This is a genomic window from Rodentibacter caecimuris (assembly GCF_001019715.1).
In the GTDB taxonomy this organism is placed as follows: domain Bacteria; phylum Pseudomonadota; class Gammaproteobacteria; order Enterobacterales; family Pasteurellaceae; genus Rodentibacter; species Rodentibacter caecimuris.
The window spans coordinates 989,498-1,015,360 of the sequence record NZ_BBXJ01000001.1; the positions used below are offsets into that span (position 1 = coordinate 989,498).

The 25,863-nt window shown below is 40.9% G+C and carries 21 protein-coding genes and 2 pseudogenes; 10 read left to right on the forward strand and 13 right to left on the reverse strand.

Annotated features, from left to right (window positions below; translation table 11 throughout):
• From PNEUHYL_RS04770 to PNEUHYL_RS04795, 6 genes are read right to left on the reverse strand one after another with little or no spacing between them, the layout of a single operon-like run.
• Complete coding sequence (locus tag PNEUHYL_RS04770; protein ID WP_059366106.1) at positions 1-1,653, reverse strand: ApeI family dehydratase; 1,653 nt, start codon at positions 1,651-1,653, stop codon at positions 1-3.
• The gene (locus PNEUHYL_RS04775; protein WP_059368817.1) at positions 1,653-1,901 is read right to left on the reverse strand and encodes an acyl carrier protein; all 249 of its coding nucleotides are present in this window, start codon (positions 1,899-1,901) and stop codon (positions 1,653-1,655) included. Before PNEUHYL_RS04775 ends, PNEUHYL_RS04770 begins: the two co-directional genes overlap by 1 nt.
• A 2-nt stretch (positions 1,902-1,903) precedes the next feature.
• Positions 1,904-2,167, reverse strand: a complete 264-nt coding sequence (locus PNEUHYL_RS04780) for a phosphopantetheine-binding protein (RefSeq protein WP_059366107.1) — start codon at positions 2,165-2,167, stop codon at positions 1,904-1,906.
• Complete coding sequence (locus PNEUHYL_RS04785; protein WP_059366108.1) at positions 2,145-2,933, reverse strand: lysophospholipid acyltransferase family protein; 789 nt, start codon at positions 2,931-2,933, stop codon at positions 2,145-2,147. The genes PNEUHYL_RS04780 and PNEUHYL_RS04785 overlap by 23 nt, the downstream gene beginning before the upstream one ends.
• Positions 2,918-3,652 carry a beta-ketoacyl synthase chain length factor gene (locus PNEUHYL_RS04790; RefSeq protein ID WP_059366109.1) on the reverse strand — a complete coding sequence of 245 codons (735 nt, stop codon included), beginning with the start codon at positions 3,650-3,652 and terminating at the stop codon, positions 2,918-2,920. The genes PNEUHYL_RS04785 and PNEUHYL_RS04790 overlap by 16 nt, the downstream gene beginning before the upstream one ends.
• Before the next feature lie 2 nt (positions 3,653-3,654).
• Complete coding sequence (locus PNEUHYL_RS04795; protein WP_059366110.1) at positions 3,655-4,086, reverse strand: hypothetical protein; 432 nt, start codon at positions 4,084-4,086, stop codon at positions 3,655-3,657.
• Between the two features lie 163 nt (positions 4,087-4,249).
• Here PNEUHYL_RS04795 and PNEUHYL_RS04800 point away from each other — a divergent pair, with 163 nt between their 5' ends.
• The gene (locus tag PNEUHYL_RS04800) at positions 4,250-4,675 is read left to right on the forward strand and encodes a hypothetical protein (RefSeq protein WP_059366111.1); all 426 of its coding nucleotides are present in this window, start codon (positions 4,250-4,252) and stop codon (positions 4,673-4,675) included.
• An 87-nt stretch (positions 4,676-4,762) separates the two neighbouring features.
• On the opposite strand, the gene lysA is transcribed toward PNEUHYL_RS04800, so the two are convergent.
• Together lysA and lptM are read right to left on the reverse strand one after the other, a co-directional pair.
• Positions 4,763-6,010: a diaminopimelate decarboxylase gene (gene lysA, locus PNEUHYL_RS04805; RefSeq protein ID WP_059366112.1), complete on the reverse strand. Its 1,248-nt coding sequence runs from the start codon at positions 6,008-6,010 to the stop codon at positions 4,763-4,765.
• A gap of 15 nt (positions 6,011-6,025) precedes the next feature.
• Positions 6,026-6,142 carry an LPS translocon maturation chaperone LptM gene (gene lptM, locus PNEUHYL_RS13680; protein WP_077582750.1) on the reverse strand — a complete coding sequence of 39 codons (117 nt, stop codon included), beginning with the start codon at positions 6,140-6,142 and terminating at the stop codon, positions 6,026-6,028.
• Positions 6,143-6,238: 96 nt separating this feature from the next.
• Between lptM and cyaY the strand changes: the two genes are divergently transcribed.
• Both cyaY and recQ read left to right on the forward strand, forming a co-directional pair.
• Complete coding sequence (gene cyaY / locus PNEUHYL_RS04815; RefSeq protein WP_059366113.1) at positions 6,239-6,544, forward strand: iron donor protein CyaY; 306 nt, start codon at positions 6,239-6,241, stop codon at positions 6,542-6,544.
• Position 6,545: 1 nt separating this feature from the next.
• Positions 6,546-8,393, forward strand: a complete 1,848-nt coding sequence (gene recQ, locus PNEUHYL_RS04820; RefSeq protein ID WP_059368818.1) for a DNA helicase RecQ — start codon at positions 6,546-6,548, stop codon at positions 8,391-8,393.
• A 47-nt stretch (positions 8,394-8,440) separates the two neighbouring features.
• Here recQ and glpC read toward each other — a convergent pair whose 3' ends face one another.
• From glpC to glpA, 3 genes are read right to left on the reverse strand one after another with little or no spacing between them, the layout of a single operon-like run.
• Positions 8,441-9,721, reverse strand: a complete 1,281-nt coding sequence (glpC, locus tag PNEUHYL_RS04825; RefSeq protein ID WP_059366114.1) for an anaerobic glycerol-3-phosphate dehydrogenase subunit GlpC — start codon at positions 9,719-9,721, stop codon at positions 8,441-8,443.
• Between the two features lie 9 nt (positions 9,722-9,730).
• The gene (gene glpB, locus PNEUHYL_RS04830) at positions 9,731-11,014 is read right to left on the reverse strand and encodes a glycerol-3-phosphate dehydrogenase subunit GlpB (RefSeq protein WP_059366115.1); all 1,284 of its coding nucleotides are present in this window, start codon (positions 11,012-11,014) and stop codon (positions 9,731-9,733) included.
• Positions 11,004-12,695, reverse strand: coding sequence for an anaerobic glycerol-3-phosphate dehydrogenase subunit A (gene glpA / locus PNEUHYL_RS04835; RefSeq protein WP_059366116.1), 1,692 nt, complete (start codon positions 12,693-12,695; stop codon positions 11,004-11,006). Before glpA ends, glpB begins: the two co-directional genes overlap by 11 nt.
• Positions 12,696-12,980: 285 nt before the next feature.
• Between glpA and glpT the strand changes: the two genes are divergently transcribed.
• Together glpT and glpQ are read left to right on the forward strand one after the other, a co-directional pair.
• Positions 12,981-14,423 (forward strand): glycerol-3-phosphate transporter, encoded by a 1,443-nt coding sequence (gene glpT, locus PNEUHYL_RS04840; RefSeq protein WP_059366117.1) that lies wholly within the window; start codon positions 12,981-12,983, stop codon positions 14,421-14,423.
• Between the two features lie 146 nt (positions 14,424-14,569).
• Entirely contained in the window at positions 14,570-15,661 is a 1,092-nt protein-coding gene (gene glpQ, locus PNEUHYL_RS04845) for a glycerophosphodiester phosphodiesterase (RefSeq protein WP_059366118.1), read from the forward strand.
• A 101-nt stretch (positions 15,662-15,762) separates the two neighbouring features.
• On the opposite strand, the gene PNEUHYL_RS04850 is transcribed toward glpQ, so the two are convergent.
• Positions 15,763-16,506 (reverse strand): MIP/aquaporin family protein, encoded by a 744-nt coding sequence (locus PNEUHYL_RS04850; RefSeq protein WP_059366119.1) that lies wholly within the window; start codon positions 16,504-16,506, stop codon positions 15,763-15,765.
• Positions 16,507-16,893: 387 nt separating this feature from the next.
• Here PNEUHYL_RS04850 and glpK point away from each other — a divergent pair, with 387 nt between their 5' ends.
• Positions 16,894-18,405, forward strand: a complete 1,512-nt coding sequence (gene glpK, locus PNEUHYL_RS04855) for a glycerol kinase GlpK (RefSeq protein WP_059366120.1) — start codon at positions 16,894-16,896, stop codon at positions 18,403-18,405.
• A gap of 66 nt (positions 18,406-18,471) precedes the next feature.
• Here glpK and PNEUHYL_RS04860 read toward each other — a convergent pair whose 3' ends face one another.
• Positions 18,472-19,338, reverse strand: a complete 867-nt coding sequence (locus tag PNEUHYL_RS04860; protein WP_059366121.1) for a VirK/YbjX family protein — start codon at positions 19,336-19,338, stop codon at positions 18,472-18,474.
• A gap of 104 nt (positions 19,339-19,442) precedes the next feature.
• Between PNEUHYL_RS04860 and yihA the strand changes: the two genes are divergently transcribed.
• From yihA to PNEUHYL_RS13910, 4 genes and pseudogenes are all read left to right on the forward strand, one after another.
• Positions 19,443-20,060: a ribosome biogenesis GTP-binding protein YihA/YsxC gene (gene yihA / locus PNEUHYL_RS04865; protein ID WP_059366122.1), complete on the forward strand. Its 618-nt coding sequence runs from the start codon at positions 19,443-19,445 to the stop codon at positions 20,058-20,060.
• A 114-nt stretch (positions 20,061-20,174) separates the two neighbouring features.
• A pseudogene (locus PNEUHYL_RS04870) lies at positions 20,175-21,032 on the forward strand (YifB family Mg chelatase-like AAA ATPase); the annotation flags it as partial.
• A 103-nt stretch (positions 21,033-21,135) separates the two neighbouring features.
• Positions 21,136-22,953, forward strand: coding sequence for a hypothetical protein (locus PNEUHYL_RS04875; RefSeq protein ID WP_059365242.1), 1,818 nt, complete (start codon positions 21,136-21,138; stop codon positions 22,951-22,953).
• Positions 22,950-25,631 (forward strand): annotated as a pseudogene (locus PNEUHYL_RS13910) (UvrD-helicase domain-containing protein). Before PNEUHYL_RS04875 ends, PNEUHYL_RS13910 begins: the two are co-directional and overlap by 4 nt.
• The last annotated feature ends 232 nt before the right edge of the window (positions 25,632-25,863 follow it).

Consider the following 25,863-nt stretch of genomic DNA (forward strand, 5'->3'; position numbering starts at 1 on the left):
CTAATTTACCAACACCGCCACGCCACTACAGCATACCTCATTTTCAGTGGTGAGTTGGAAAACTACCTTGCCTTTGGCTTCATCCCATTTGAGGTTTAATGTAAATTGATCCGCCGGACGAAGAAATTTTTGGAACTTTAATTTATCAAGGTGTGAACACGTGTAGTGTTGTGGCACAAGTTTTGCTATTTGCTCAAAGATCCATTGTAATTCCACCACACCCGGTACAAGTGGAAATTCAGAGAAATGATCTTTCAAGTAAACCAAGTCTAACGGTACTTTACCCATAGCCTGAAATATATTGCCCTCACATTTTTCTTCTAGCCAAATAGGCTCTTTGCAATCTTCTAAGAAAGTGCGGTTAAATGCCAGTTTATTTATTTTTGATTGGGTATTACGAGGTAAAGTATCGGTAAAACGCCAAAAACGTGGAATAGCCGCCTCTTCCTGAGAATATTTAAGACTGGTTTTTAAGATCCGAACCAATGCCCGATGACCTTTTTCACGCAGAAATGCGATGCCCTCCCAGTTCAATTCAACCCAAGATGCTAAGCGTTTTTTTTCTGGATGCTCTGCAATATAACAATCACTTACCCAGTTGTGCTGAATTAATGTATTTTCTACGTTAATCAAAGAAATGCGTTTATCTCCAATTTTCACAATCCGATCGGAACGCCCCAGTAAGAGAAAACCACTATTTTCAAACTTCACGACATCAGCGGTTTGTTCTCGTTGGGAAAGCCAACTTCCCTCAATCCATAATTCCCCTTGCTCATTGGTGCCAAGCCGACTTTCAGGTAAAGATTGCCATAAACCGATATCTTCACGGATAGCGATTGGCCCGGTCTCTGTACTGCCGTAAATTTCAACAAGCGGTACATAACGACGGATAGTTTGCGATAAATCTTCCGCCAACATACCGCCCGATGAAATAAGACCAATTACACTTTGTGGCAATTTAGCTTGCTTCCATTCCATACTTGCTAACATTGACGGGCTACTCACCACCACAGCTGATTTGCATTGCTTCGCTTGCACAAAAATACATTCCGGATAAAACTGTTGAATGCGCCCAATTCGCCAACCTTTTACCAATGCCATCAGAATATGTACGGTTAAACCGTAAATATGCTGAATACTCACAGTGCTAATCACCGTAGTGGCATTGCCATTTGCAAAAGGTAAGGTTTGCGCAAGCACATTAGCCCCGAGCCACATTTGCTGTGCAGTTTTAACAATAGTTTTTGCCTCCCCCGTACTCCCCGAGGTTTTTAACCAAATTTCGGTTTGATTGTTGAAATCAAAGAGCGGTCGATTTTGTGTAGTTTTTTGAAAAGGGGGCGATGCAAATTCATCAAATTGAAAGGCGTTCTCTAATTCTCCTTCGCGATCGGTAATCCAACATTGAGCATGCTGATTGACCCATTGAATACTTTCTTCGGTAAAATTAGATGGAAATAATATACGAACATTAGCATGCCATGCACCGAGTAATAGGCAAGCCAACTTAGCACCATCTTCCATCCAAACGGCAATAGAATGAAATTGGCGGATGCTGAGCTCCGCAGAAATCTGCAAGGCTCGTTGCTCAAAATCCGCATAAGTCCAAGCCGGTTGATTGGCAACGAGATCTGAAGGGAGATAGGCTAACATTACACAGAGTTTTGTTGTTTTAACACTGCTTGCACCACATCGTCTACGGTACGCACATTGCGAAAATCTTCTGCCTGTAATTTATGCCCCGTTTTTCGTTTGATATGATCAATCAAGTCAATCGCATCAATGCTGTCAATCTCTAACTCTTCATAAAGATTGGTTTCCGGTTTAATTCGCTCCGGTTCAATTTCAAACAGCGATTGAAGTGCTTCGCTGAGTAAATCTCTGATTTCTTGTTCAGTCACAATCAAACTTCCCCTTTTTTACTACGAATAAATTGTGCCAGTGTTGCAACACTTTCAAAATGTTCACGTAATTGATTTTGTTCGCTATCCAACTGCAAACCAAATGTTTTTTGTACCGCCAAACCTAATTCAAGTGCATCCACCGAATCAAGTCCTAAACCCTCATCAGAAAATAATACCGTATTGTCTTCGATATCATTTATAGAAACATCTTCTAGTGCGAGACTATCAATAATTAGTTGTTTAAGTTGCTGTTCGAGTGTCATTTTCATTATCCTTAGTTTGAGAGTTAAAATAATGTTGTAAATATTCGGTTAATCGGCGAGAAGCAATCGGTAATGGTTTTTCTGCCAGCCAATCCTTCGGATTGATGTCTTCTCCTACAATAAGTTCATATTGAATACGTTTTTTCGGCAACTGATACCAAGGTTGCCCTTTTTTAAAATTCAGCGGATTCATTCTAATGACGATTGGAGTAATAATATTTGCACTACGCAAGCCAATAGATACGGCACCACGATTGAGTTTAATGTCACCATCCCAACCGGTTCTTGTGCCTTCAGGGAAAAGCAAAAGCGCTTGTTCTTTTAGTACCTCATCGCATTCTTCCAGAAGTTCCAATGATTCGGTATTGGGTAAAAAACCGCAGGCTAAAATTTGGTTTCTCATTGTAGGATTATTCAGTAATTCTTTCTTTACAATACAATTCAGTTCGGGGGCTTTAGAGAGAATCAATACTACATCGAGTAGCGACGGGTGGTTTACCAACACTAATTGTCCTTGGCGTCCCAAACGTTCAAAACCTTGATATTTCACCTCGAGAACACCCGAAATAGTTAAATATCGGATAAAATATGCCCAAATTTTACTAACTAGACGACGAATCTTAAATTGGGTAGCCAAACTATTTTTTTTATGATTTTTAGCATAAGGATAAAGATAGAGCTGAAATAAGCTACCTGCCACGCCCCAAAAAAGGAAACCTAATGCAGTGGCAATAAAACGTCCGATCCAATCTAGTTTTTTCTCCATTGCCAAGTTCCTTTTGCGCTACTTTTCGTTTTCCATTCTTTAATGCTCAAGTACTGATGTTTTACCCAAGTTAATGCATTATCGGAGCCTGAAGGATCCCCCTCGCTCTCGCCTAACTCCAATGTGTAATCACCACCTTTTTCGACTAACAAACTTAACGCATAAGAAAAAGGCTGGCGATCAACGGGTGAAACATTGTATGAATCTCCTAAAGGCGATTCTGCCACAACAACCAACACTTGCTTTATTCCTTCGTTCAATAATAAATAGGCTTCTAACAAGGCGATCTCTAAATTATCTTGTTGAGCGGTTAATGCGGTGGTTTCCGCCTTTACACCATTAAGTTCTGACCATTGCCCTACCAAAGCATTATGCACGGAAAGGCTAAAGGAAGTGGGGGAAACATCTCCCTCTGTCAATAAACTATGCCAAAGATCAAAATTACGATTAATTTCCCCATTTGAAGAGGCATACACTACCGGAATATTTTTATTTTCGCCTAATAAATCCCACGCTGATTCAAAAAACAAACGAGCGGATGGGCTTAATCGGCGACGTTTTAACGGAGGTAAAAAAGCTAACTTAGGAGAAACATCTTCAAAATTAACCGCATTTTCTTGCCAAAAGGTTTCTCCTTTTTTCCAATCGTCTGACTCTAGTTTTTTAGAACAAACCATTGCCCAGTTTTTAATATTGAATGAAAAGCGGCAGATTGACATAATTAATAATCTTTGAATAATTGACCAATCATAGTATCAGTTTGACCTTGCAAACCTACTTCGGCAACACGATCTTTTTCATCACCTTTGCGAGCATAAAGAACAAAGCCAACTTCACTTTGATTTTTAACTTCCATTAAACGTAGTTTTGCTTTTGCCACAATGTTACGGTTACCTTTTACGCCAAAGGCTAAAATATAATCACACTTCGCATCACTGGAGCTAGCGATTGATTCAGAGGTAATATTTTTCTTTTTCAGGCTTGTTTTTAAACTGGCTACAAATTGATCCGGTGCACCACGCGTACTACCTTTTACACAAACATGCTTTACATTCAAAGCACGATTCACAGGTTTTAAGCTGCCTTCATCAACCCCACCCGCAGAACATGCGGCTAAACCAAATGCCATTAACCCTAAAATAATGTTTTTCATCCCCTCTCCTGTTCAAATTAAAATCTTTAAAACTAGCTAATTCTACCTAGCTAATTCATTGAAAGCAATGTAGATAATTTTAAATCAGAATAAAAATGTTATACTTAATTTCGATCTGAAATAAAGATCCCGTTTCAACTCATTTACCTTGGAGAATTCCCCTATGAAACTAAGTGCAAAACTCGGCATTATTGTATCAACTTTAGCAATCGCAGCCTGCGCTCCACGTGATACAACCCATCATTTATCTATTAGTCAAGCATTAAAATCACCGGAAGCTGCAGAGGTACTTAATCCAAATATCAAACTTTATTTTGGTACACCAGCACCGGGAAAAGTACTTATCGCAAACGCAGTAACAAATAAGAAAACTAATGCGGCAAATAAAAGTGATGAGAAAGCATGCCAGTGGGTATTTTTATCTGCTGTAAAACAGTTGCAAGATAAAGCCGCATCAAAAGGTGCGACAAAGGTTGGAAATATTGTGAGTTACTATAAAAAGAATACCTTTAAAAGTCGTACGGAATACGAATGCCATGCAGGAAATATTATTAGCGGCGTAGCACTTAAAGGAGATATTGTTAAATAAGGTGAGATAAACGAGTCTCTTTCCTATCAAAAAGTGCGGTTAAAAATCTATTTATTTTTCAACCGCACTTTCTTTTTTAAGAGAATATTAAATGACGGATTCCAACGCCCAAAGTTCTTGAAAACTTTCACGTCGGCGGATTAAATGCGCTTTGTCGCCATCCACTAACACTTCGGCAGTACGCGGGCGGGAATTGTAGTTGGAAGACATACTCGCCCCATAAGCGCCGGCAGAACATTGTGCGATATAATCCCCCTCGGCAATGGCAAGTTCTCGCTGTTTGCCTAAAAAATCCGAGGTTTCGCACACCGGCCCGACCACATCGTAAACCGCTTTCTCACGTACTAAAGTGCGGTCAATTTCCACAATATTCATATAAGCCTCATACAATGCAGGACGAATCATATCGTTCATACCGGTATCTGTGATGGCAAAATTGCGGCTTTCGTTACTTTTCAAATACTGGACTTTTGCCACCAAAATGCCTGCATTGGCGGTGATTGCCCGTCCCGGTTCAAGAATAATTTCAAGATCCTGATAATCTTTTAATTTTTCCAATAAGGCTTTGGCATACTCGCTGGGATGAGGTGGGGTTTCATTGGTATAAGTCACCCCTAAACCGCCGCCTAAGTCTAAATGTTTCAAAGCAATGCCATCTTGTTTGAGTTGTTCCATTAACACAATTAGACGATCTGTCGCGTCCAAAAACGGTTGCAATTCGGTAAGTTGAGAACCGATATGACAATCCATTCCGCTAATTTTGACATTCGGCAAACTTGCCGCCAATCGATACACTTCGCGTGCTTCATCGACGCCTATCCCAAATTTGTTTTCTTTTAATCCGGTGGAAATATAAGGGTGAGTATGGGCATCCACATCCGGATTCACACGCAAGGAAATAGGGGCAATTTTACCCATTTCTCCGGCAATGAGGTTGATGTGGTTAAGTTCGGAAACCGACTCAACATTAAAGCAACGGATGCCGACTTCTAATGCACGCATAATTTCTTCACGGGATTTTGCCACACCGGAAAAGACGACTTTCGATGCCTCACCACCGACAGCCAGCACACGTTCCAATTCGCCTTGCGAGACAATATCAAAACCTGAACCTAATTTCGCCATTACACTTAGTACACCAATATTGGAACAGGATTTCACCGCAAAACAAATTAAATGGGGATGTGAACCTAACGCCTCATTAAACGCATGCCAATGACGTTCCAATGTCGCACGGGAATAGATATAAAGCGGCGTACCAAACTGTTCGGCAAGTTGTTGTACCGGCACTTGCTCGGCGTAGAGTCGATTATTTTGATATTGGAAAAAATTCATATTATATCTCACCAATTATTGATGTTGTTGGGTTTGCTCTTTTTCCGGAAAATACAATGGGCCTTTCACGCCACAACCGGTTGCTAACACACAAACTGCACTTAATACTAAAATTGACAGTAATTTTTTCATTTTTTCTCTCTCACTAATCGTTAAATCCGCCTTTTATAAGGGGGAAAAAGGCTTTATAATCTGCCGCATTCTATCAGATTTGCAGAGAAAAACTTTATGAATGTTGCAGAATTTCATCAAAACATTGAACAAATTTGGCAAAAGATTGAGGAAAAATTAGAACAACAAGATGCGGATATCGATTGCGAAACGCAAGGTGCCGTATTCACCATGACATTTGATAATCGCACACAAATTGTCATCAATAAACAAGAACCATTGCTTGAACTTTGGCTTGCCAGTAAATTAGGCGGCTTTCATTTTGCCTTCAAAAATGGCGAGTGGATTTCCAATGACGGACAACGATTCTGGGATAGTTTAACGGAAGCCTGTGCGGCTCATGGTGAAACGATTCAATTCTAAAATGAGCACGCCGTCTCTTTCACCGAAAACCGTTGAAAAACCAACCGCACTTTCCGTGCTGAACTCGGTATTCGGCTACCAATCTTTTCGTAAAGGGCAGGAAGAAGTAATTAATGCCGCACTAAATGGGCAAGATACGCTGGTCGTGATGGCAACGGGAAACGGTAAATCACTTTGTTATCAAATTCCTGCTCTCTGTTTCGATGGGCTTACGCTGGTGATCTCCCCTCTCATTTCCTTGATGAAGGATCAGGTGGATCAATTACAGGCTAACGGTATTGAAGCGGCGTTCCTTAACTCCAGTCAAACACTTGAACAGCAACAGCTGGTACAAAATAAGTTAATTTCCGGAAACCTCAAACTCCTTTATATTTCACCGGAAAAGGTGATGACGAACAGCTTTTTTCAGCTGATTTCCTATTGCCAAGTCAGTTTTATCGCCATTGATGAGGCACATTGTATTTCTCAATGGGGGCATGATTTTCGCCCTGAATATACTCAACTCGGCGGGTTAAAATCCAGCTTTCCGAATGCCCCTATTATGGCGCTAACCGCAACGGCAGATTACACAACACGGCAAGATATCCTCACCCACCTTAAACTGCACAATCCATATAAATATGTGGGTAGTTTTGATCGCCCAAATATTCGCTATACACTGGAAGAAAAATTCAAACCGACAGAACAATTGACCCGTTTTGTATTGGCTCAGAAAGGCAAAAGCGGCATTGTTTATTGTAACAGCCGCAATAAGGTCGAACGGATAGCGGAAAGTTTACGTAATAAAGGGATATCCGCTGCGGCTTACCACGCAGGAATGGAAACGGCACAACGTGAACGTGTACAGCAGGATTTTCAACGCGACAATGTGCAAGTGGTAGTCGCAACCATAGCTTTTGGTATGGGGATTAATAAATCCAATGTCCGTTTCGTCGCACATTTTGATTTACCGCGCAGCATCGAATCTTACTATCAAGAAACCGGCCGTGCGGGGCGGGATGACTTACCCGCTGAAGCCGTATTATTTTATGAAGCGGCAGATTATGCGTGGTTACAAAAAATTTTGCTTGAAAAACCGGAAACGCCCCAACGGCAAATTGAACAACATAAATTAGAAGCCATCGGCGAATTTGCCGAAAGTCAAACTTGCCGTCGTTTGGTGTTACTCAATTATTTCGGCGAACATCGTCAAACACCTTGCAATAACTGCGATATTTGTTTGGATCCGCCGAAAAAATATGACGGTTTAGTGGATGCACAAAAAGTGATGTCGGCTATTTACCGTGTGGGACAATGTTTCGGGGCACAATATGTGATTGGGGTATTACGAGGAATGCAAAATCAGAAAATCCTCGAACGTCAACACGATAAACTTAGCGTTTATGGTATTGGGAAAGATAAAAGTAAGGAACATTGGCAATCGGTGATTCGCCAATTGATTCACTTAGGCTTTATACAGCAGGTGATCGGAGAGTTTAACACCACCTTACAACTCACAGAAAATGCCAAACCCGTGCTAAAAGGAGAAGTGCCTTTGGAGCTTGCAATGCCGCGTATTTCCGCGATTAGCAAAATGGCTCATAACCCACAACGAAATGCGGTGCTCAATTATGATAAAGATCTGTTTGCCCGCCTGCGCTTTTTACGTAAACAAATTGCCGATAAAGAAAATATCCCGCCCTATATCGTGTTCAATGACGCAACATTGCAGGAAATGGCACAGTACATGCCAACATCTAATATTGAAATGTTACAAATTAACGGCGTGGGCACAATAAAATTAGAACGATTTGCCCAACCCTTTATCATGTTGATTAAAGAACATAAAGCAATTTTGGCGAAAGCTTAAGATCAAAGTAAAAAGTGCGGTCAAAATTGACCGCACTTTTTTGTATCCTACGCCTCCATCGACATACAGAGTAAAGTCAAGGGGTGAATACAGGTAATATTGGAAGACATATCAATTTGCCATTTACAGGTTTGACATTCGGAAATGACATAATCAAATCCACCCTCATTGATATTGTCAAACAAGGTTTTGCCGATAGATTGGGCGGTGTCGTAATTTTCCGCTTTAAAGCCGTAAGTACCGGCAATGCCACAACATTGTGATGGTAACATTATGATTTCCAAACCCGGAATTTGTTTCAACACGTCCAAGGTGTAAGGCGCCCAACCGGCTTTCTCCACATGGCAAGCCGTATGGTACGCCACCCGCAATTTAAGCGGCTTAAGAGGTAAAGTGTTACCCTCTTTAAAAAGCCGATATAGGAAAGGGGTTACCATGTGGATATGCGGGCGTACTTTGGCATTGTCGATGCCTAAAATATGATGATATTCATCCCGTAAATTTAACGCACAACTTGAGGCTTCGCTAATCACCTCTAACCCCTTTTCATCCACCATTTTGCCAATGTGGTCGGTATTGAATCGGGCAATGCTACGGGCTCGTTCAGGAAATCCGTTCACAGTTAAAGGCAAACCGCAGCATTTTTCTTTTTCCAACAACATCACGCCGATCCCCATTGCATTGAACACTTTAAGAAATTCCTTGCCCAGTTGGGGATTGTTATAGTTCACATAACAGCCGTGAAAATACGCCACTTTGCGTTCAAACTTTTTCTGTTCTTCCAAGGCATTTTTCATATACCAACTGCGGAACGTGCCAAAAGCATATTTTGGTAAGGTTCTTTTTTTGCTGATATTAAGGGTTTTCTCAAGGACAAATTTTGTGGCGCTTAATCCGGTGATCGTATTCACAATAGGCGCAAGAGGCGTATTGAGCTTGCCCATGATGTCGGTATTACTCAAAATGGCGTCACGCAACTTGTTCGTTAACGTTTTTTTCTGTTGTGCCAGATGATTATTGCGCGCCCGAACAATAAGATCACCAATTTTTACATCGGACGGACAAGCCACCTCGCAACGTTTACAGTTGGTGCAATATTTGAGGGCTTCATCATAAAGTTCGGCAGATTTTAAACGTAAACGCTCACCGTCAGGCCCCGACTGTTTCGGGCCGGGATAAAGCGGGTTATTACGCGAAACCGGACAAACGGCAGTACAGGCGGTACATTTAATACAGCTTTCAAAACTTTCATCAATATATTGATGGCTTGCCGGCGAATTAAGGGACTGTTTCGCACTATCAATTAATCGTTGAATATTCATACTCATATCGCCTCCTTATTTCGCCAGAATTTCTTCCGCCACCGCCAAGGCAGTTACCACCGCCACACCGGAACCACAACCAAGCGCTAAAGCATTAAAGCCGCCAATCACATTCCCTACGGCATATAAATTCGTTAAAAATTGACCGCTCTTTTGCACTTGGCAATGTTCGTTAATCACCACGCCGGCAGATTGATAAGGTTGGGGGTTAGCAAAGCGACGATCCGTCCAGCTAAAGCGGTCATTAGCCTCAAATCCTTTTACTCCCGTAATATCCGAATAAAATACCGGTTCAAAAATTTTATCGAATTCCGCCACTAACCCCTTACTGAAGAAACTACCTGACGCAAGTACGAAATTATCGGCAATCATTTCTTCGTCATTGTGTAAACGGGTCATCACACAACGCACTCGGTTACCGTCAAAATGTGCTTTTACAGCACTATCGCCATTCATCATCAAGCCCCCGAGGGATTCAAATTTACGACGTAATTGAATACGTTGCCGCATACCCAGGAGTGAAGGCGGAAGGGTCGGTAATTCAAATAAGGCAAGCTTTGTTGCCTTGCGAAGTGCGGTCATAAACTCTTGATTTTCTAGACCAAAACAAGCCGGTAAAAATACGGCGTCCGCGCCTTGTGCAGATTCCACAATTTCTGTTACTAAATCATCAAAAGCCAATTTGTGTTCTAAAAGTTGTGCGATATTCACACTGCGGAACTCCCGTGAATTTTCACGCAGTTCGTCTAATTGCGGGATATTCAAGAAACCACTACTCACCTCGCAATGGGCAAACTGTGGGTTAAGCACTAAATTCGCCGACAAAAGCTGGGGTTGAAAATCGTGATAGCCTTCAATACCAAGCACCGCAATACGTTTATGTGGAAAAGGTTCATGACCCTCGACGGTTGGAACACTATTCGGGGAAAGCCATGTGCCACGCAAACTGCCAAGCCCGGTTACCCGCCGGTGATTTTTTTCGCCAAAGCCAATTAAATCAAGATTGAGGGATTGTGCCAAAGCTTCAAATTCCCGTGCCTTGCTCATCACTTTTTCTGTACCCAATAAGCTATATGGGTGCGATGGTAAGGTTGAGCAAAGTGCGGTTAAATTTTCTTGCAAATTTTCCACCTCACTGCCTGATGGCATACGGCTTAATAGATCAAAGGAACCGGAGGCGAAATCCATCGCCGCTTGACCGTTATTGATAATCACACATTGCTTACCGTTTTGTTGAAGGGCGATACCACAGGTTAAGCCCGCCAAACCACCGCCAATAATCACTACGTCAAAATTCATTGCTATCCGTCCCTTGTTGTGCTTGTTCCTCAAGCGGTTTCACATCATTCAAACCCAATACGCTACCATACATCCAAGAGGTAAATTCGGCTTCCCGAATGGCTTCCCCCCAAGCGATGGGTTCAATACCACGCCAACGCTCTTCCATAAAGGCATTGAGTTGGGTGGTCGATTGGCGCGGAGTGGCGACCTCAAAACGGCTCATTAGTCCCGCGGCACGACAGGCGCAAAGTTCCGCTTGACATGTCCCCATCCCCACTCGGGTACGACGGCGCAAATCCACCAGATTGTGAACGTCTAGTTCATCTACCGCATAACGTACTTCACCGGCAGTGACCGCTTCACATTCACATACCATAGAACGGTCTAAACGGGCTTTGTCTAGCAAACGGGTGGCGCGGGAACCGTGGCGGTACACGGCGGAATAACGAATAGTACTCGGCAATGAAATGACTTTTTGATTGGTTTCTTGACGGCTTTCCGTTGAACCCGGCAGCGGTTGTTCTGCCGTCACACAACGGGCGGTTTTATTAAGTTTTTTGCAAACTAAATCCGTTGTCCATTCCGCCATTAAACGATAAGTCATTAATTTACCGCCGGTGATAGTAATAAAACCGTCTAAACCGTCACGTTCTGCATGATCTAGCAAAACAATACCACGGCTGACGTTTCGACCGGAAGGATCATCATCCGTTGCCACCAATGGGCGCACCCCGGCATAGGCACGCAGCACACGGGTATGCCGTAAACTTGGTGCGAGTTTTTCCCCTTCACGGAAAAGAATATCCACTTCTTCGGGGGTCACTTGCATATTATCGATTTGATCATAAGGAATTCGGCTAGAAGTCGTGCCAATCACACAAATGGTATCACCCGGCACGAGAATATCGGCGTCAGCAGGTTTACGACAGCGGTTAATCACCATTTTATTGATACGATGCCCCATAACGAGTAACGCTCCCTTTGCCGGAAACATTTTAATGTTGAGATCAGCATATTCTGCTATCCCTTGCCCCCAGATCCCACTGGCATTGACAACGAGCGGCGCAAAAAATTGGCGTTTAATTTTGTTTTTATGATCATAAACGTCCACACCAATGACTCTCCCGCCTTCCCGAATAAGATTTTTCACTTCGCAGTAGGTGAATATTTTGGCGCCGTTTTCTGCTGCGTCCATCATGTTAGAGGCGGTTAAACGAAAAGGATCAATAGAACCGTCCGGCACCACAACTGCCCCCACTAAATCAGGATTAACGGAAGGTTCCATAATTCTTGCAAGTTTAGGATCAATAGCAACCGCCTCAATACCGGATTTTGTACAACTTTCAATGAAGTTTTTTTGATAGTCGAGAGAATCTTCAGGTAACGTAATAAATAACCCTTCCGTTTCATCCACACAATGACGTGCGATGTTGCGTAAGATACGATTTTCTTTAATACATTCTTCCGCCGATTCCCGATCGTTCACCGCATAGCGCGCACCGCTATGTAAAAGACCATGATTACGACCCGTTGCGCCGGTCGCAATATCACGACGCTCCAGCAAAATACAATTAATACCGCGCAACGCACAATCACGTGCAATACCCGCACCGGTCGCCCCACCACCGATTATAATTACATCCGTGGATAAGGAAGAAAAGCTTCCGACATCTTGATATAAATTAGGTGATAATCCCATGTTTACCTCCAGATCCCACAATAAATAATAAAAAATAAACCCACTTCGTTTGATTGTAGAGAATAATGCCTAAATTAACAACATATTGAGCGAAAAAGAAAATATATTTGTGAGCAAGATCACTATATTTTCGTACTCGCTCATGCAGACATGATTTTTTGTGAACAACTTCACATTTTTTAACTCGAAAACTTTCTTATTTTTTATTTTTCATTATTATGCACGCTGTCCCTTTCTTTTTTGTTCAGAAGGGAAAATCATAATTATAAATGTTGGAGAAAAATTATGTTTGGACCATTTAAACCCGCACCGCATATTGCGGAACTTCCTGCGGAAAAAATTGATTCTACCTATAAACGCTTACGTTGGCAGGTATTCGCAGGGATATTCTTTGGTTATGCCGCTTATTATTTTGTGCGTGCAAACTTTGACTTGGCTCAAAAAGGTTTAATTGAAGCCGGTATGTATAACAAGGCGGAATTGGGTCTTGTCGGTACGGCTGCCGGTTTAGCTTACGGTTTGTCAAAATTCTTTATGGCAATGCTTTCGGATCGTTCTAACCCGAAAGTATTTTTACCATTCGGTTTATTATTATCCGGTTTATGTATGACCATGATGGGTTTATTCCCGTGGGCAACATCCGGTATCGTGATCATGTGGATTATGATCTTTTTAAACGGTTGGTTTCAAGGAATGGGCTGGCCTCCATGCGGACGAACGATGGTTCACTGGTGGTCTAAATCCGAACGTGGAACCATTGTTTCTATTTGGAATACCGCACACAACCTCGGAGGTATGGTGCCGGGGGCGATGGTACTTCTAGCCGGAGCAATTTATTTCAGCACACACGGCGTTGAAGCAACCGCAAAAGATGTATGGCAACAAGCGCTTTACTATCCAGGTATCGCTGCGATGATCATCGCTATTCCAATTTATCTTGTAATGAAAGATACCCCACAATCTTGTGGCTTACCGCCGGTTGAAAAATGGCGTAATGACTATCCGGACGACTATAACGAAAAAACTTACGAGCATGAGCTTTCTACCAAAGAAATCTTTATGACTTATGTCTTGAAAAACAAATTATTATGGTACATCGCCATTGCTAACGTGTTCGTTTACTTAATCCGCTACGGTGTGTTGAAATGGTCTCCGGTTTACTTAGGTGAAGTAAAACACTTCAACATTAAAGGTACGGCATGGGCATACACCATTTATGAATTGGCCGCTATTCCGGGTACATTATTATGCGGTTGGGTATCTGACCACGTATTCAAGGGTAAACGGGGATTAACCGGTTTTATCTTCATGATCTTAACTACCATTGCTGTTGTGGCATTATGGAAAAACCCGGCTACGCCTGAAGCAGAGATTGCCAGCTACAGTGCATGGTATGAAAACCCATATCAATTAACCGACTTCATTTTAATGACGACTATCGGCTTCTTAATTTATGGCCCGGTGATGTTAATCGGCTTACATGCCCTTGAACTTGCGCCGAAAAAAGCTGCGGGTACGGCAGCCGGTTTCACCGGATTATTCGGTTATTTAGGCGGTACCGTATCAGCCTCTGCCGTTGTCGGCTGGGCGGCAGAATACTACGGCTGGGATGGCGGTTTCTACGTCATGATCGCCGGCGGTATCTTAGCAGTGTTATTACTTCTCAATGTAATGATTGAAGAAGGCAAACACAAAGCAAAATTAGGTGATACCTACGGTACGAAATAATCCGTGTCAAAAAGGCGACAAGCAAGTGCTGAAGTCGCCTTTTTCATTTAATAAATCCTTAATATTAATGGATTATATTGATTCAACATTATTCATTCACGAAAACAGTCTTAAAATTAACCGCACTTCTTCAAGGAGAAATATTAATGAAACTTAAAACATTAGCCTTTTCTTTACTGGCCACTAGCGTATTAGTCGGCTGTAGCAGTCAATCTTCAATGATGGCAAGTAATATGAAATCAGAAAAACTTATTATCGCTCACCGTGGTGCAAGCGGCTACTTACCGGAGCATACACTGGAATCCAAAGCGCTTGCCTTTGGTCAACAAGCGGATTATTTAGAACAAGATTTAGCCATGACAAAAGATGGTCGTCTCATTGTCATTCATGATCACTTTTTAGACGGTTTAACCGATGTGGCAAAAAAATTCCCAAACCGTCATCGTAAAGACGGTCGTTATTATGTGATTGACTTCACCTTAAAAGAAATTCAAAGTTTGAATATGACGGAAAACTTTGAAACCAAAGACGGTAAGCAAGTTGCCGTTTATCCGAAACGTTTCCCACTTTGGAAATCCCATTTCAAAATCCATACCTTTGAAGATGAAATTGAATTTATTCAAGGTTTAGAAAAATCCACCGGTAAAAAAGTGGGCATTTACCCTGAAATTAAAGCACCTTGGTTCCATCATCAAAATGGTAAAGATATTGCCGCCGAAACACTCAAAGTATTGAAAAAATACGGTTATGACAAAAAAACCGATAGAGTTTATTTGCAAACCTTTGATTTCAACGAGTTAAAACGTATCAAAACCGAATTACTACCGAAAATGGGAATGGATTTGAAATTAGTGCAATTAGTGGCATACACCGATTGGCACGAAACCGAGGAAAAAAATGCGCAAGGCAAATGGGTGAACTATGATTATGATTGGATGTTCAAACCGGGTGCAATGGCTGAAGTAGTGAAATATGCGGATGGCGTAGGGCCGGGTTGGTATATGTTAGTTGATAAAGAAAAATCAAAAGTCGGTAATATTCAATACACCCCATTAGTGAAAGAGTTAGCACAATATAATGTGGAGTTACATCCTTATACCGTTCGTAAAGATGCTTTACCGGAATTTTTTACCAATGTAAATCAAATGTATGATACCTTGCTAAATAAAGCCGGGGCAACAGGGGTGTTTACGGATTTCCCTGATACCGGAGTTGAATTTTTGAAAGGTAAAAAATAATTTTTCTGTGTACAACAAAAGAACCCAATCTATAAAAGACTGGGTTCTTTTTTGTATGTTTGAAAAAGTGCGGTTGATTTTCAACCTGTTTTCCACTTTAGTTACATCACCACCGCATAAGCTGCCGCTGCCAATAATGATCCGATGATTGGCCCCACAATCGGCACCCAGCTATATCCCCAATCCGGTTTAGTATTTAATTGACGACTGAGGAAAAGTCCTAAGGTTAAACGCGGCCCAAAATCCCGAGCCGGATTGATGGCATAGCCGGTTGTTCCCCCCAAACTTAAACCGATTGCCCAAACAAGAATAGCCACCGGTAACGCACCGATAGAACCTAAACCGATAGGCGTTACTTCCGTTGTTCCCGGCAAGGTAATATCCGCACCGACCAGATAAAAAATCACAAATACCAAGACAAACGTACCGATCATTTCACTAATAAGGTTGCTTGGATAATGACGAATTGCAGGTTCCGTGCAGAAACAAGCACGTTTTAAACCTTCATTTTCTGTGGCTAAGAAATGGTTGCGGTACATTATATAAACCAACAACGCTCCCACCATACCGCCAAAAACTTGAGCGATAACATACCCTGCGACTAATCCCCAGTCGAATGCACCTTTTGCGGCAAGCCCTAAGGTAACGGCTGGATTCAAATGTGCACCGCTGTAAGGTCCGACAACAACAACTGCCACATACACGGCAAACGCCCATGCGGTGGTAATCACAATCCAGCCGGAACTTTGCCCTTTTGTTTTATCCAAACAAACATTGGCAACCACGCCATTCCCTAACAAAATCATAAGCGCGGTGCCGAAAAACTCTGCAAAATAAGCATTCATAAGAGAATCTCCATCGAATAGTTGAAGAAAGCATTTCTAAATAGGGTCTCTAGCCACTTTTGCCGACAACGCTAAAAAAACCCGCTAAGAAGTACAAGTAAGCAATTATGTTCGTATTTTTTCAAACTTGAGAAACTCAATGTGAGCGCACTTATTATCTTCTAAAAACCCTACTCTTCAAGTAGGTATTCCAAGTAAATTTTAGAAATGCGAACTTGATCACATAATCTATCGAAAAAGAACATTTTTTTGTGATCATTGTCATAAAATTGCAAAATGGGTATTTAAATTCAGTGATAATTCAATTAGCTTACGAGCGCAATTTGTTCGTTTTTAGTTCAAAACATTCGTTTACAATAAAAAACGTACTATCAAGGAGTTTTTATCATGACTGACAAAAAATACATTATTGCTCTAGATCAGGGGACTACCAGCTCTCGAGCCGTACTATTGGATCATAACGCTAACATTGTTGAAATTGCGCAACGCGAATTTACTCAAATTTACCCGCGTGCAGGTTGGGTAGAACACAACCCAATGGAAATTTGGGCAACGCAAAGCTCCACCCTCAATGAAGTCGTTGCCAAAGCTGGTATCACTTCTGATGAAATCGCCGCAATTGGTATCACCAACCAACGTGAAACCACGATTGTGTGGGAAAAATCAACAGGTGTACCTGTTTATAACGCCATTGTTTGGCAATGTCGCCGTACCGCTGACATTACCGATAAACTGAAAGCAGACGGTTACGAGGATTATATTCGCCATACCACAGGATTAGTAGTCGATCCTTATTTCTCCGGTACTAAAGTAAAATGGATTTTGGACAATGTAGAAGGTGCGCGTGAAAAAGCAGAACGTGGTGAATTATTATTCGGTACTGTGGATACGTGGCTTGTGTGGAAACTAACTCAAGGCCGTGTACACGTAACCGATTACACGAATGCCTCACGCACTATGTTATTTAATATTCACACCAAACAGTGGGATGACAAGATGCTTGAAATCTTGAATATCCCACGCTCCATGTTGCCTGAAGTGCGTAATTCTTCTGAAATTTACGGTCAAACCAACATTGGCGGTAAGGGCGGTGTACGTATTCCGGTTGCGGGTATTGCCGGAGACCAACAGGCTGCGCTTTACGGTCATTTATGTGTGCATGCCGGACAAGCCAAAAACACTTACGGCACAGGTTGTTTTATGTTGCTCCACACCGGTGATAAAGCGATCACCTCAAAAAACGGCTTGCTTACCACCATCGCCTGTAATGCGAAAGGCGAACCGGAATACGCATTAGAAGGCTCGGTATTTATTGCCGGTGCCTCTATTCAATGGTTACGGGATGAACTCAAAATTGTTCACGATAGTTTCGATTCCGAATACTTTGCCCAAAAAGTACAGGACAGCAACGGTGTTTATGTCGTACCCGCGTTCACCGGTTTAGGCGCACCTTATTGGGATCCTTATGCTCGCGGCGCTATTTTCGGGCTTTCCCGTGGCGCAAATCGTAACCACATTGTTCGCGCTACTCTTGAGTCTATCGCCTATCAAACCCGTGACGTATTAGAAGCCATGCAATCCGATTCGGGTGAACGCTTACAATACCTCCGTGTCGATGGCGGTGCTACAAATAACAATTTCTTAATGCAATTCCAAGCGGATATTCTAGATGTGAATGTGGAACGCCCCGTAGTGAAAGAAGTGACCGCATTAGGTGCAGCCTATCTGGCAGGTCTTGCCACCGGTTTTTGGAAAGACTTAGACGAACTTCGCGATAAAGCACGGGTAGAGCGTACTTTCACACCGGATAACGACAATGAAAAACGCGAACGCCGCTATAAAGGCTGGAAAAAAGCGGTAAAACGTTCACTGGAATGGGCGAAGGAAGATGCGGAATAAGAGGAAATAATCCTTAAAGAAGGTAAAAGCAAAAGTGCGGTCAAATTTCACCGCACTTTTTCATTCTTAAAGTCCTAATTTTTCCGTCATGGATTTTGCCAAGTCATTCAACATAGCATAACGTTTCCGATACATAGAACGTTTTTTACTTGGCACATCATCAAGATTTCTATTCTCTTCCAAAGGCAAAACCCAATAATCTTTTCGTTGTCCGCCTGATTCCGAAAAAATGGCATCATAATCCACGGTATAGCTTTTCGATTGAATAAAGCGAGATTTATTTTGATATTTTTGAGGAATGCCAAGTAATGTTTTAAAACCTAAAATCTTAGTGAGGGCCTTCATCGTTTCTACCATCAAGTAAGCCGGACGTAAACCATGGCAAGATTTAGTCAGGTGTTTCACCATTTCTTTTGAGCCTTCAAAATTCGGCCCTTGCACAACGGCAATAAGCAAGGCATTTTCAAGTTTGGCGAAGGTGAGCAAATACACCAATTCATTTTTAGGTTTGTGCCACAGCTCGAGCACCCAATAGCCCTCCATCGGTTGATGCGTCGTCATACTTAATGTGATTTCAAAATCGGGGATAACCTCACCAAAACTTAATGATTGTTCCCATAATGGTTTGGAAAGTGCAGTTAATTTTTCAGGTAAAAACAGAAGGTTATCACACATATATTGAAAGCGTTTAGATGCGCTAAAGCGTTTATCTAAAAAACGCGACACCAATGGATAGGCATAATTTACACGCTCATTAAATATCGGAATAAGGGCAGGGTGTCGGTTAATAAAGCCCTCAAACCGTTTGATCCAATGCCAATGCAAAAGGCTGCGCAAATTGTAACGAAAACGTTTTAAATAATCATAACGACCGGGGCGGTCGGGATGAATAACATTCGCTTTTACCCAAGTATATTGCTGTTTTGTTGTCATTTTTCTTGTTATATGAATAGATTCTTAAGCGAAACTATTTTACACAATTTCAGCAAAATTACGATCTATGATATGCTTAGCGCCGCAATATCAGAGGAAAAATTATGTCTGAAATTAAACTGAATTATCACAAAACCCACTTTCTTACGAGCGCGCCCAATATTCGTGCTATTCCGGAAGATAGCGGTATTGAAATTGCCTTTGCCGGTCGATCAAATGCGGGAAAATCTACCGCACTCAACGCATTAACAAATCAAAAAAATCTGGCTCGCACCTCTAAAACCCCGGGGCGAACTCAGCTTATCAACTTATTTGAAGTCGAACCGAATTGTAAACTTGTGGATTTACCGGGCTACGGTTACGCCGCAGTACCGGAACAAATGAAAATCCAGTGGCAAAAATCCTTAGGGGAATATTTGCAAAAACGGGAATGTCTGGCAGGTTTAGTCGTATTGATGGATATTCGTCACCCCTTAAAAGATCTCGATCAACAAATGATTGAATGGGCAGTGTCAGCAAATTTGCCGGTTTTACTCCTGCTAACCAAAGCGGATAAATTAAGCCAAAGTGCACGTAGCAAACAAGTAAAAATGGTGCGGGAAGCCATTCTTCCCTTCCAAGGTGATATACAAGTGGAAGCCTTTTCAGCACAACATAAAATTGGTATTGATAAACTTGCGACAAAATTAGACTACTGGTTTTCTCCGGTTTTTGCGGAATAAAATGTAAATATTGCGATCTTGCTCGCAAAAAAAGCGTGTAATGAATGATTTCATCACACGCTTTTTTTATAGTGTGAAAACTTCTTCAATTTTAACCGCACTTTTAGGATCTCCATGTCCCTTGCCATCGTTTATAGTCGAGCCTCCATGGGCGTACAAGCCCCGCTTGTTACGATTGAAGTCCATTTAAGTAACGGGAAACCCGGATTTACACTCGTGGGATTACCTGAAAAAACAGTCAAGGAAGCGCAAGACCGCGTGCGTAGCGCGTTAATCAACGCACAATTTAAATATCCGGCAAAACGTATCACTGTAAATCTCGCCCCGGCGGATTTACCCAAGGAAGGCGGGCGATTTGATTTACCCATTGCTATTGGAATTCTTGTGGCATCCGATCAATTAGACGGTAGCCGTTTAAAACAACTTGAGTTTGTCGGAGAATTGGCTCTAACAGGCCATCTGAGAGGGATTCACGGCGTCATTCCTGCTATTCTCGCCGCACAAAAATCCAAACGTGAACTGGTTATTGCTCAGCAAAATGCGAACGAAGCCTCATTAGTTTCGGAGCAAAATACCTATTTTGCTCAAACTTTACTTGATGTTGTGCAATTTCTTAATAATCAGAAAACACTGCCTCTTGCAACTGAATTAAGTCATGCAAGTGCGGTTAATTTCCATCATAATCACGTCGATTTAACCGATATTATCGGACAACAACATGCTAAACGGGCTCTTACTATTGCCGCTGCCGGACAACACAATTTGCTTTTTCTTGGCCCTCCGGGAACCGGTAAAACGATGCTGGCAAGCCGTTTAACAACACTGTTGCCGGAAATGAGTACTCAGGAAGCCATTGAAACCGCCTCTGTAACAAGCCTCGTACACAATGAATTAAATCTCCATAATTGGAAACAACGCCCATTTCGGGCACCACATCATAGTGCCTCTCTGCCGGCATTAGTCGGTGGAGGCTGTGAAAACTAGAAATAAATGTCAAAAACAAGAAATAAATGTCGCAAATCTCTCTCTAGTTTCGCTATAATCCGATCATCAAAGCTTCAAGGGGAAATCAGTTATGTTCCATCTCAATGACACTAATTTCAAACGAGAACCCTATCGTGGATATTGCCCTAAGCACCTTAAAGATCTCTTTACCAAACCACGTCTTGATATTAAAGGTAACGGCCACTATTTTTCCCAAAATGAATATGTTGTTGCTTGGTATGAATCCGATTTCATTTTTGAGAATAGAAAAGCCCAAGTTCGCGCCAAAGTGAAACTCGTCAATTTAACAAATCCAATATACATTGGTAAAGATAATGCCGAATATTTGAGTGTTTTGTACATTTCAGTTCCCCTCAATTATTTGCATTATTTCACTATTGGTAGTATTTGGAAAAATGGTGTAGCCAAAGAGCAGTTTGCTTTCGAAGAATTTTACATTATGGTTAAGCCAGAAAATCAAGACAGTGAACGTGAAAATCTCTCAATGGTTTCATTCAATGAGAGTAGTAATAGTTCAGATAAACCATTTGATTATACGACATATACCATTCCTACAGAACATTACAAGTACCGTGATGACCAAAATAAATTACTTTCCATTTCTTACCAAAATCAAAAATTCATTATCCATCCGCTACATATTTTTATGATGCACTATGGGTACTCTACGGACATCAAGCGTATTTTGGCAACATACTCGTTTGACGAGGTAAAAGAACGCCTATTTATAGATAAGGTCGTTAACAATTTTGATGTAGAGCGCTATGTCGTTTTACCGAAATACTTTGTGAAAAAAGATGCGATTTTCCTCTACCATTTCAAGTATGACGAAGATACTACGGGACTAAGAGTAAAAAATCTTGTAAGTCAGTTTAGGTTAAATGTTCGTAATCAAAAACATCCAATAGAAATAGGGTTTTGGCACACACAAAAGGTTGAATTAAAAATCCGTGGTATTCGACTTGGAAATGCCGTGTTATGCGCAGAAATTATCGGTCTTAATCAGCCTGAGGGTGAAGATATTACGCTAGTGCAATATCAATCGAAAGGACAGAAATCGGATAGTAAAACAGAGGAACAGAATAGAGATATAAATAACGTTCCGATTACCAGAATTTATACTCGAGAACCTGAATTGGATGAGTTACCACTAACCGATAACTCTCCAGATAATCGAACAGTCGAATACAACAAGCGACAATTTGAACTCTTAGGTCGCCAACGCCAAATCAGAGCGCTCAAGAAAGCACGAGAAGAGCATAATCAGAGAATGAAAATTCTGACTCCAGATGAGATTGGCTCATTGGGTGTAGGTGAATCAGACGGCCGAAATGGTTCGGTTGGACTAGCTTTCTGTTTCCTTGATGATACACCTGTTGGTAAAAGCTCTAAACTATACAAATTATGGCAACATGCGAAAGCTGTTGCAGAATGGAATTATGGCGAAGCTCACTGGTACACACCAAATCTCGGTTTTAGAAATGATGATGAACTCGTTCCTGTTTCCTTAGAAACCAACCGAAGTTTCGATTACCCTGAAATCGCGATAATTATCCGCCTAGAAATACATGGTGAAACATTTTTCCTGATTGATTTCTCAATGAAACACAGAGATATAAGCATGCGTGGTTTAGGCTACAAACCCGATCCAGACGAAGATTTTCTGTACGAAACCGACATGAAAAAGAGTGGGCTATCTGAATTATTGTCTGCGGTTCATTGCTATGAGCATTTACCAAAAGAATACTTAGAAGACAAGAATAAAGGGAAAACCAAACTCACCACATTTAACCATAGTGAAGCTGACAGCAGTAACTGGGCTTATAACGCAGTACAGAAATTAACTTCAAAGGCAATTACTAAGCCAATATATTTTAATATTTTATGAATAAAAAACAACGTGTGATTGTTACCCCGACATTTTGGGGTAAACTTTTTGGAAGAATAAAAAGTGTTGAATTTCAGCAAAACAAAGTTATTGTTACTGGCAAAAAGAATAATATTGCTGAATACAATCTAGGGAAAACTCTCGAATTTCCGATTTTAGAAAATGCTTTCTTTGGTAATAAATTATCTTTTAAAGATGATAATAAAGAGGTTGTGTTATCAAAACTTGCTAAAAAACAAACTAATAGCCTATTACTTGAAATCGAAAAAGCAGTAGCCTCCAATATTCAAGTAAAAGTAAAAGAGGCTTTTCAACAATTTACTAATTTAGCCGAAAACCAATATCTCAGAGATTCCGATATACCTACTTTGAATGATCATGTAAGGTGGTCTGTTGTTTCCTATGGGAATAACAAAGAACATTTCCAAAAATACTTTGATGAGAGTTTCGTTAAGAAAATCAAATATATATCTTCACTATTTCCTATAGATATTAAAAATGCTCAAACAATCAGAAAAAAATATGAGCAATATATTTTAAATCATCGTAAACATTTCTTTGATGTAATTGAATCTAATCCGCTTACCGAACAACAAAGATTGTCAGTCATTCGAAGCAATGACATCAATATGGTTCTTGCAGCCGCAGGAACAGGTAAAACATCTGTGATGGTAGCGAAAGCATTAGATCTAATTGATTCTGGGGCTTGTAGAAGTGAAGATATTCTTATCCTCGCATATAACCGAGATGCAGCAACCGAGTTATCCGAACGCTTACAAGAACGTGCGCGAGAAGCAAATTTAGATCTAGAAAATAGCCCTAGTATCTCTACATTCCATGCTCTTGGTCGAAGAATTATTAAAGAATGTGGTAAATCAGTCCACTTGTCAAAATTTGCCGAAGATCCAATGAAGTTAGATAGATAGTTCAACAAATGGTTAGAGAACTACATCAAAGAAGATCCTGATAATCTAGCAAAATTCATTCAGCTCGCATACCAACCTATCGATCCATTCCAATTCAAAACAAAAAAGGAATACGATAGATATGTAAATGACAATGACTATCGAACCTTACAAGGAGAACGCGTTCGTGGTTATCAAGAGTTATTGATTGCGAACTGGCTTTTTAGTCATAGCGTAAAATATGAGTATGAGCCAAGGTATGTATCAAAACGCCGTATCGAGGTTGGTTTTGACTACAAACCTGATTTCTCTTTGGGTGATGGTGTTTACCTTGAACATTTCGGCATTGACCGACAAGGTAGAACTCGCGCAGATATTAACGCGCAGGAATATAATGCCAATATCCAAAGAAAACGTGAGTTACACGCCGAACATAATACAACATTACTGGAGACATACCACTATAACTGGGTGGAAAATACGTTATATAAACGACTAGAGCAATTGATGAATGAACAGTTCATTCCTCTGAAGCCAAAATCACAACAAGAGATTTTAGATGCACTCAATGAATCAGGAATCTTCAAAGAAAACAAAAATCGCTATTTGAAGTGCCTTCAAGCTATTCGTACAGAGCGATTAGACTATCAACAAATCTTAAAACGTCTAACTGATGCGAAAATTGTCTATGCTAAAGAATATGCGACATTGCTCATGCGTATTCATGATGCCTACGTTAAAGAACTACGTAGCGTAAATGAAATCGACTTTGACGATATGATTTTGTTGGCTACTCAACTGGTGAAAACAGCTGAGTTTAAACCTAAATGGAAACACATTTTAGTAGATGAATTTCAAGATATTTCTATGGCTCGATTGGAGTTATTGAAAGAGATTTATACTAAAGGGCCTCGACCAATTTGGACTGTTGTTGGAGATGACTGGCAATCAATCTATCGTTTCTCTGGCGGTAAACTAGAAGTTACTACGCGATTTAATGATATGGTCGGCTCACATACGCTAAGTAAACTAGAAAAAACCTACCGCTATAACAATAGTATTGCTGACACCGCAGGTCAATTCATTATGCAAAACCCTGAGCAGTATCAGAAAAATGTTGTAACGCATACAAAAGTTGCTGATTCGTGTGTTCATCTGTACGACTCTCATGTCGTAAAGGATGAAAAATCAGAACCCAATATCAGTTTAAAAGCCTCTGCAATATTAAAGCTGATACGTCAAAAAGCACCTGAAGCTACTGTCGCGATTTTGGCTAGATACCGTTACCTTTTAGAAGATGCGAAAAGTGTAATCAAAGATAAGAATGTTAAATTTTGGACATTCCACGGCTCAAAAGGGTTGGAAGCAGATTACTGCATTTTACTTGGTTTCTTCCAAGGAAAAGTCGGATTTCCCAACCAAAATAAAGAAGAAGCCGTTGTAGAAGCATTGCTTCCTATGCTAGATAGTTTTCCACACTCAGAAGAACGTAGGTTATTTTATGTGGCATTAACGCGTGCGAAAAAAGAAAGTTATTTGATCGCAGATGCGAACGCGCCATCAGAATTTATCAATGAATTATTATCACCGAAATACAAGATAGATATTGTGTCAAAACGATTCCAAGAACGTTATCGGACAATCTTTAAATGTAATGAATGTAGCACTGGCTATTTCGTGATGAAACAAGGTAAATTTGGTCAGTTTTGGGGATGCTCAGGATATGGAATCAAAGGCGATCAATGTACGAATACTCGTAAGTATTTTATGTAATATGCTATTTAGGGTTATTCAGGAAAGAACATATTTTTAATTTCAGATTCCCTGAAAGAAATAAAAATGTCAACTAATATTGCAGGATTTTTTCCTTTGATACAACACAATTTTATTAAACTACTTATTAACGTTATTTCATTACAGAGTAACGGATAACTTTGACATCGATCTAAATTCCTTACTTATCTTTTATTGAGATTTTCGGGATTATTTACTAGTAAAAAATTTA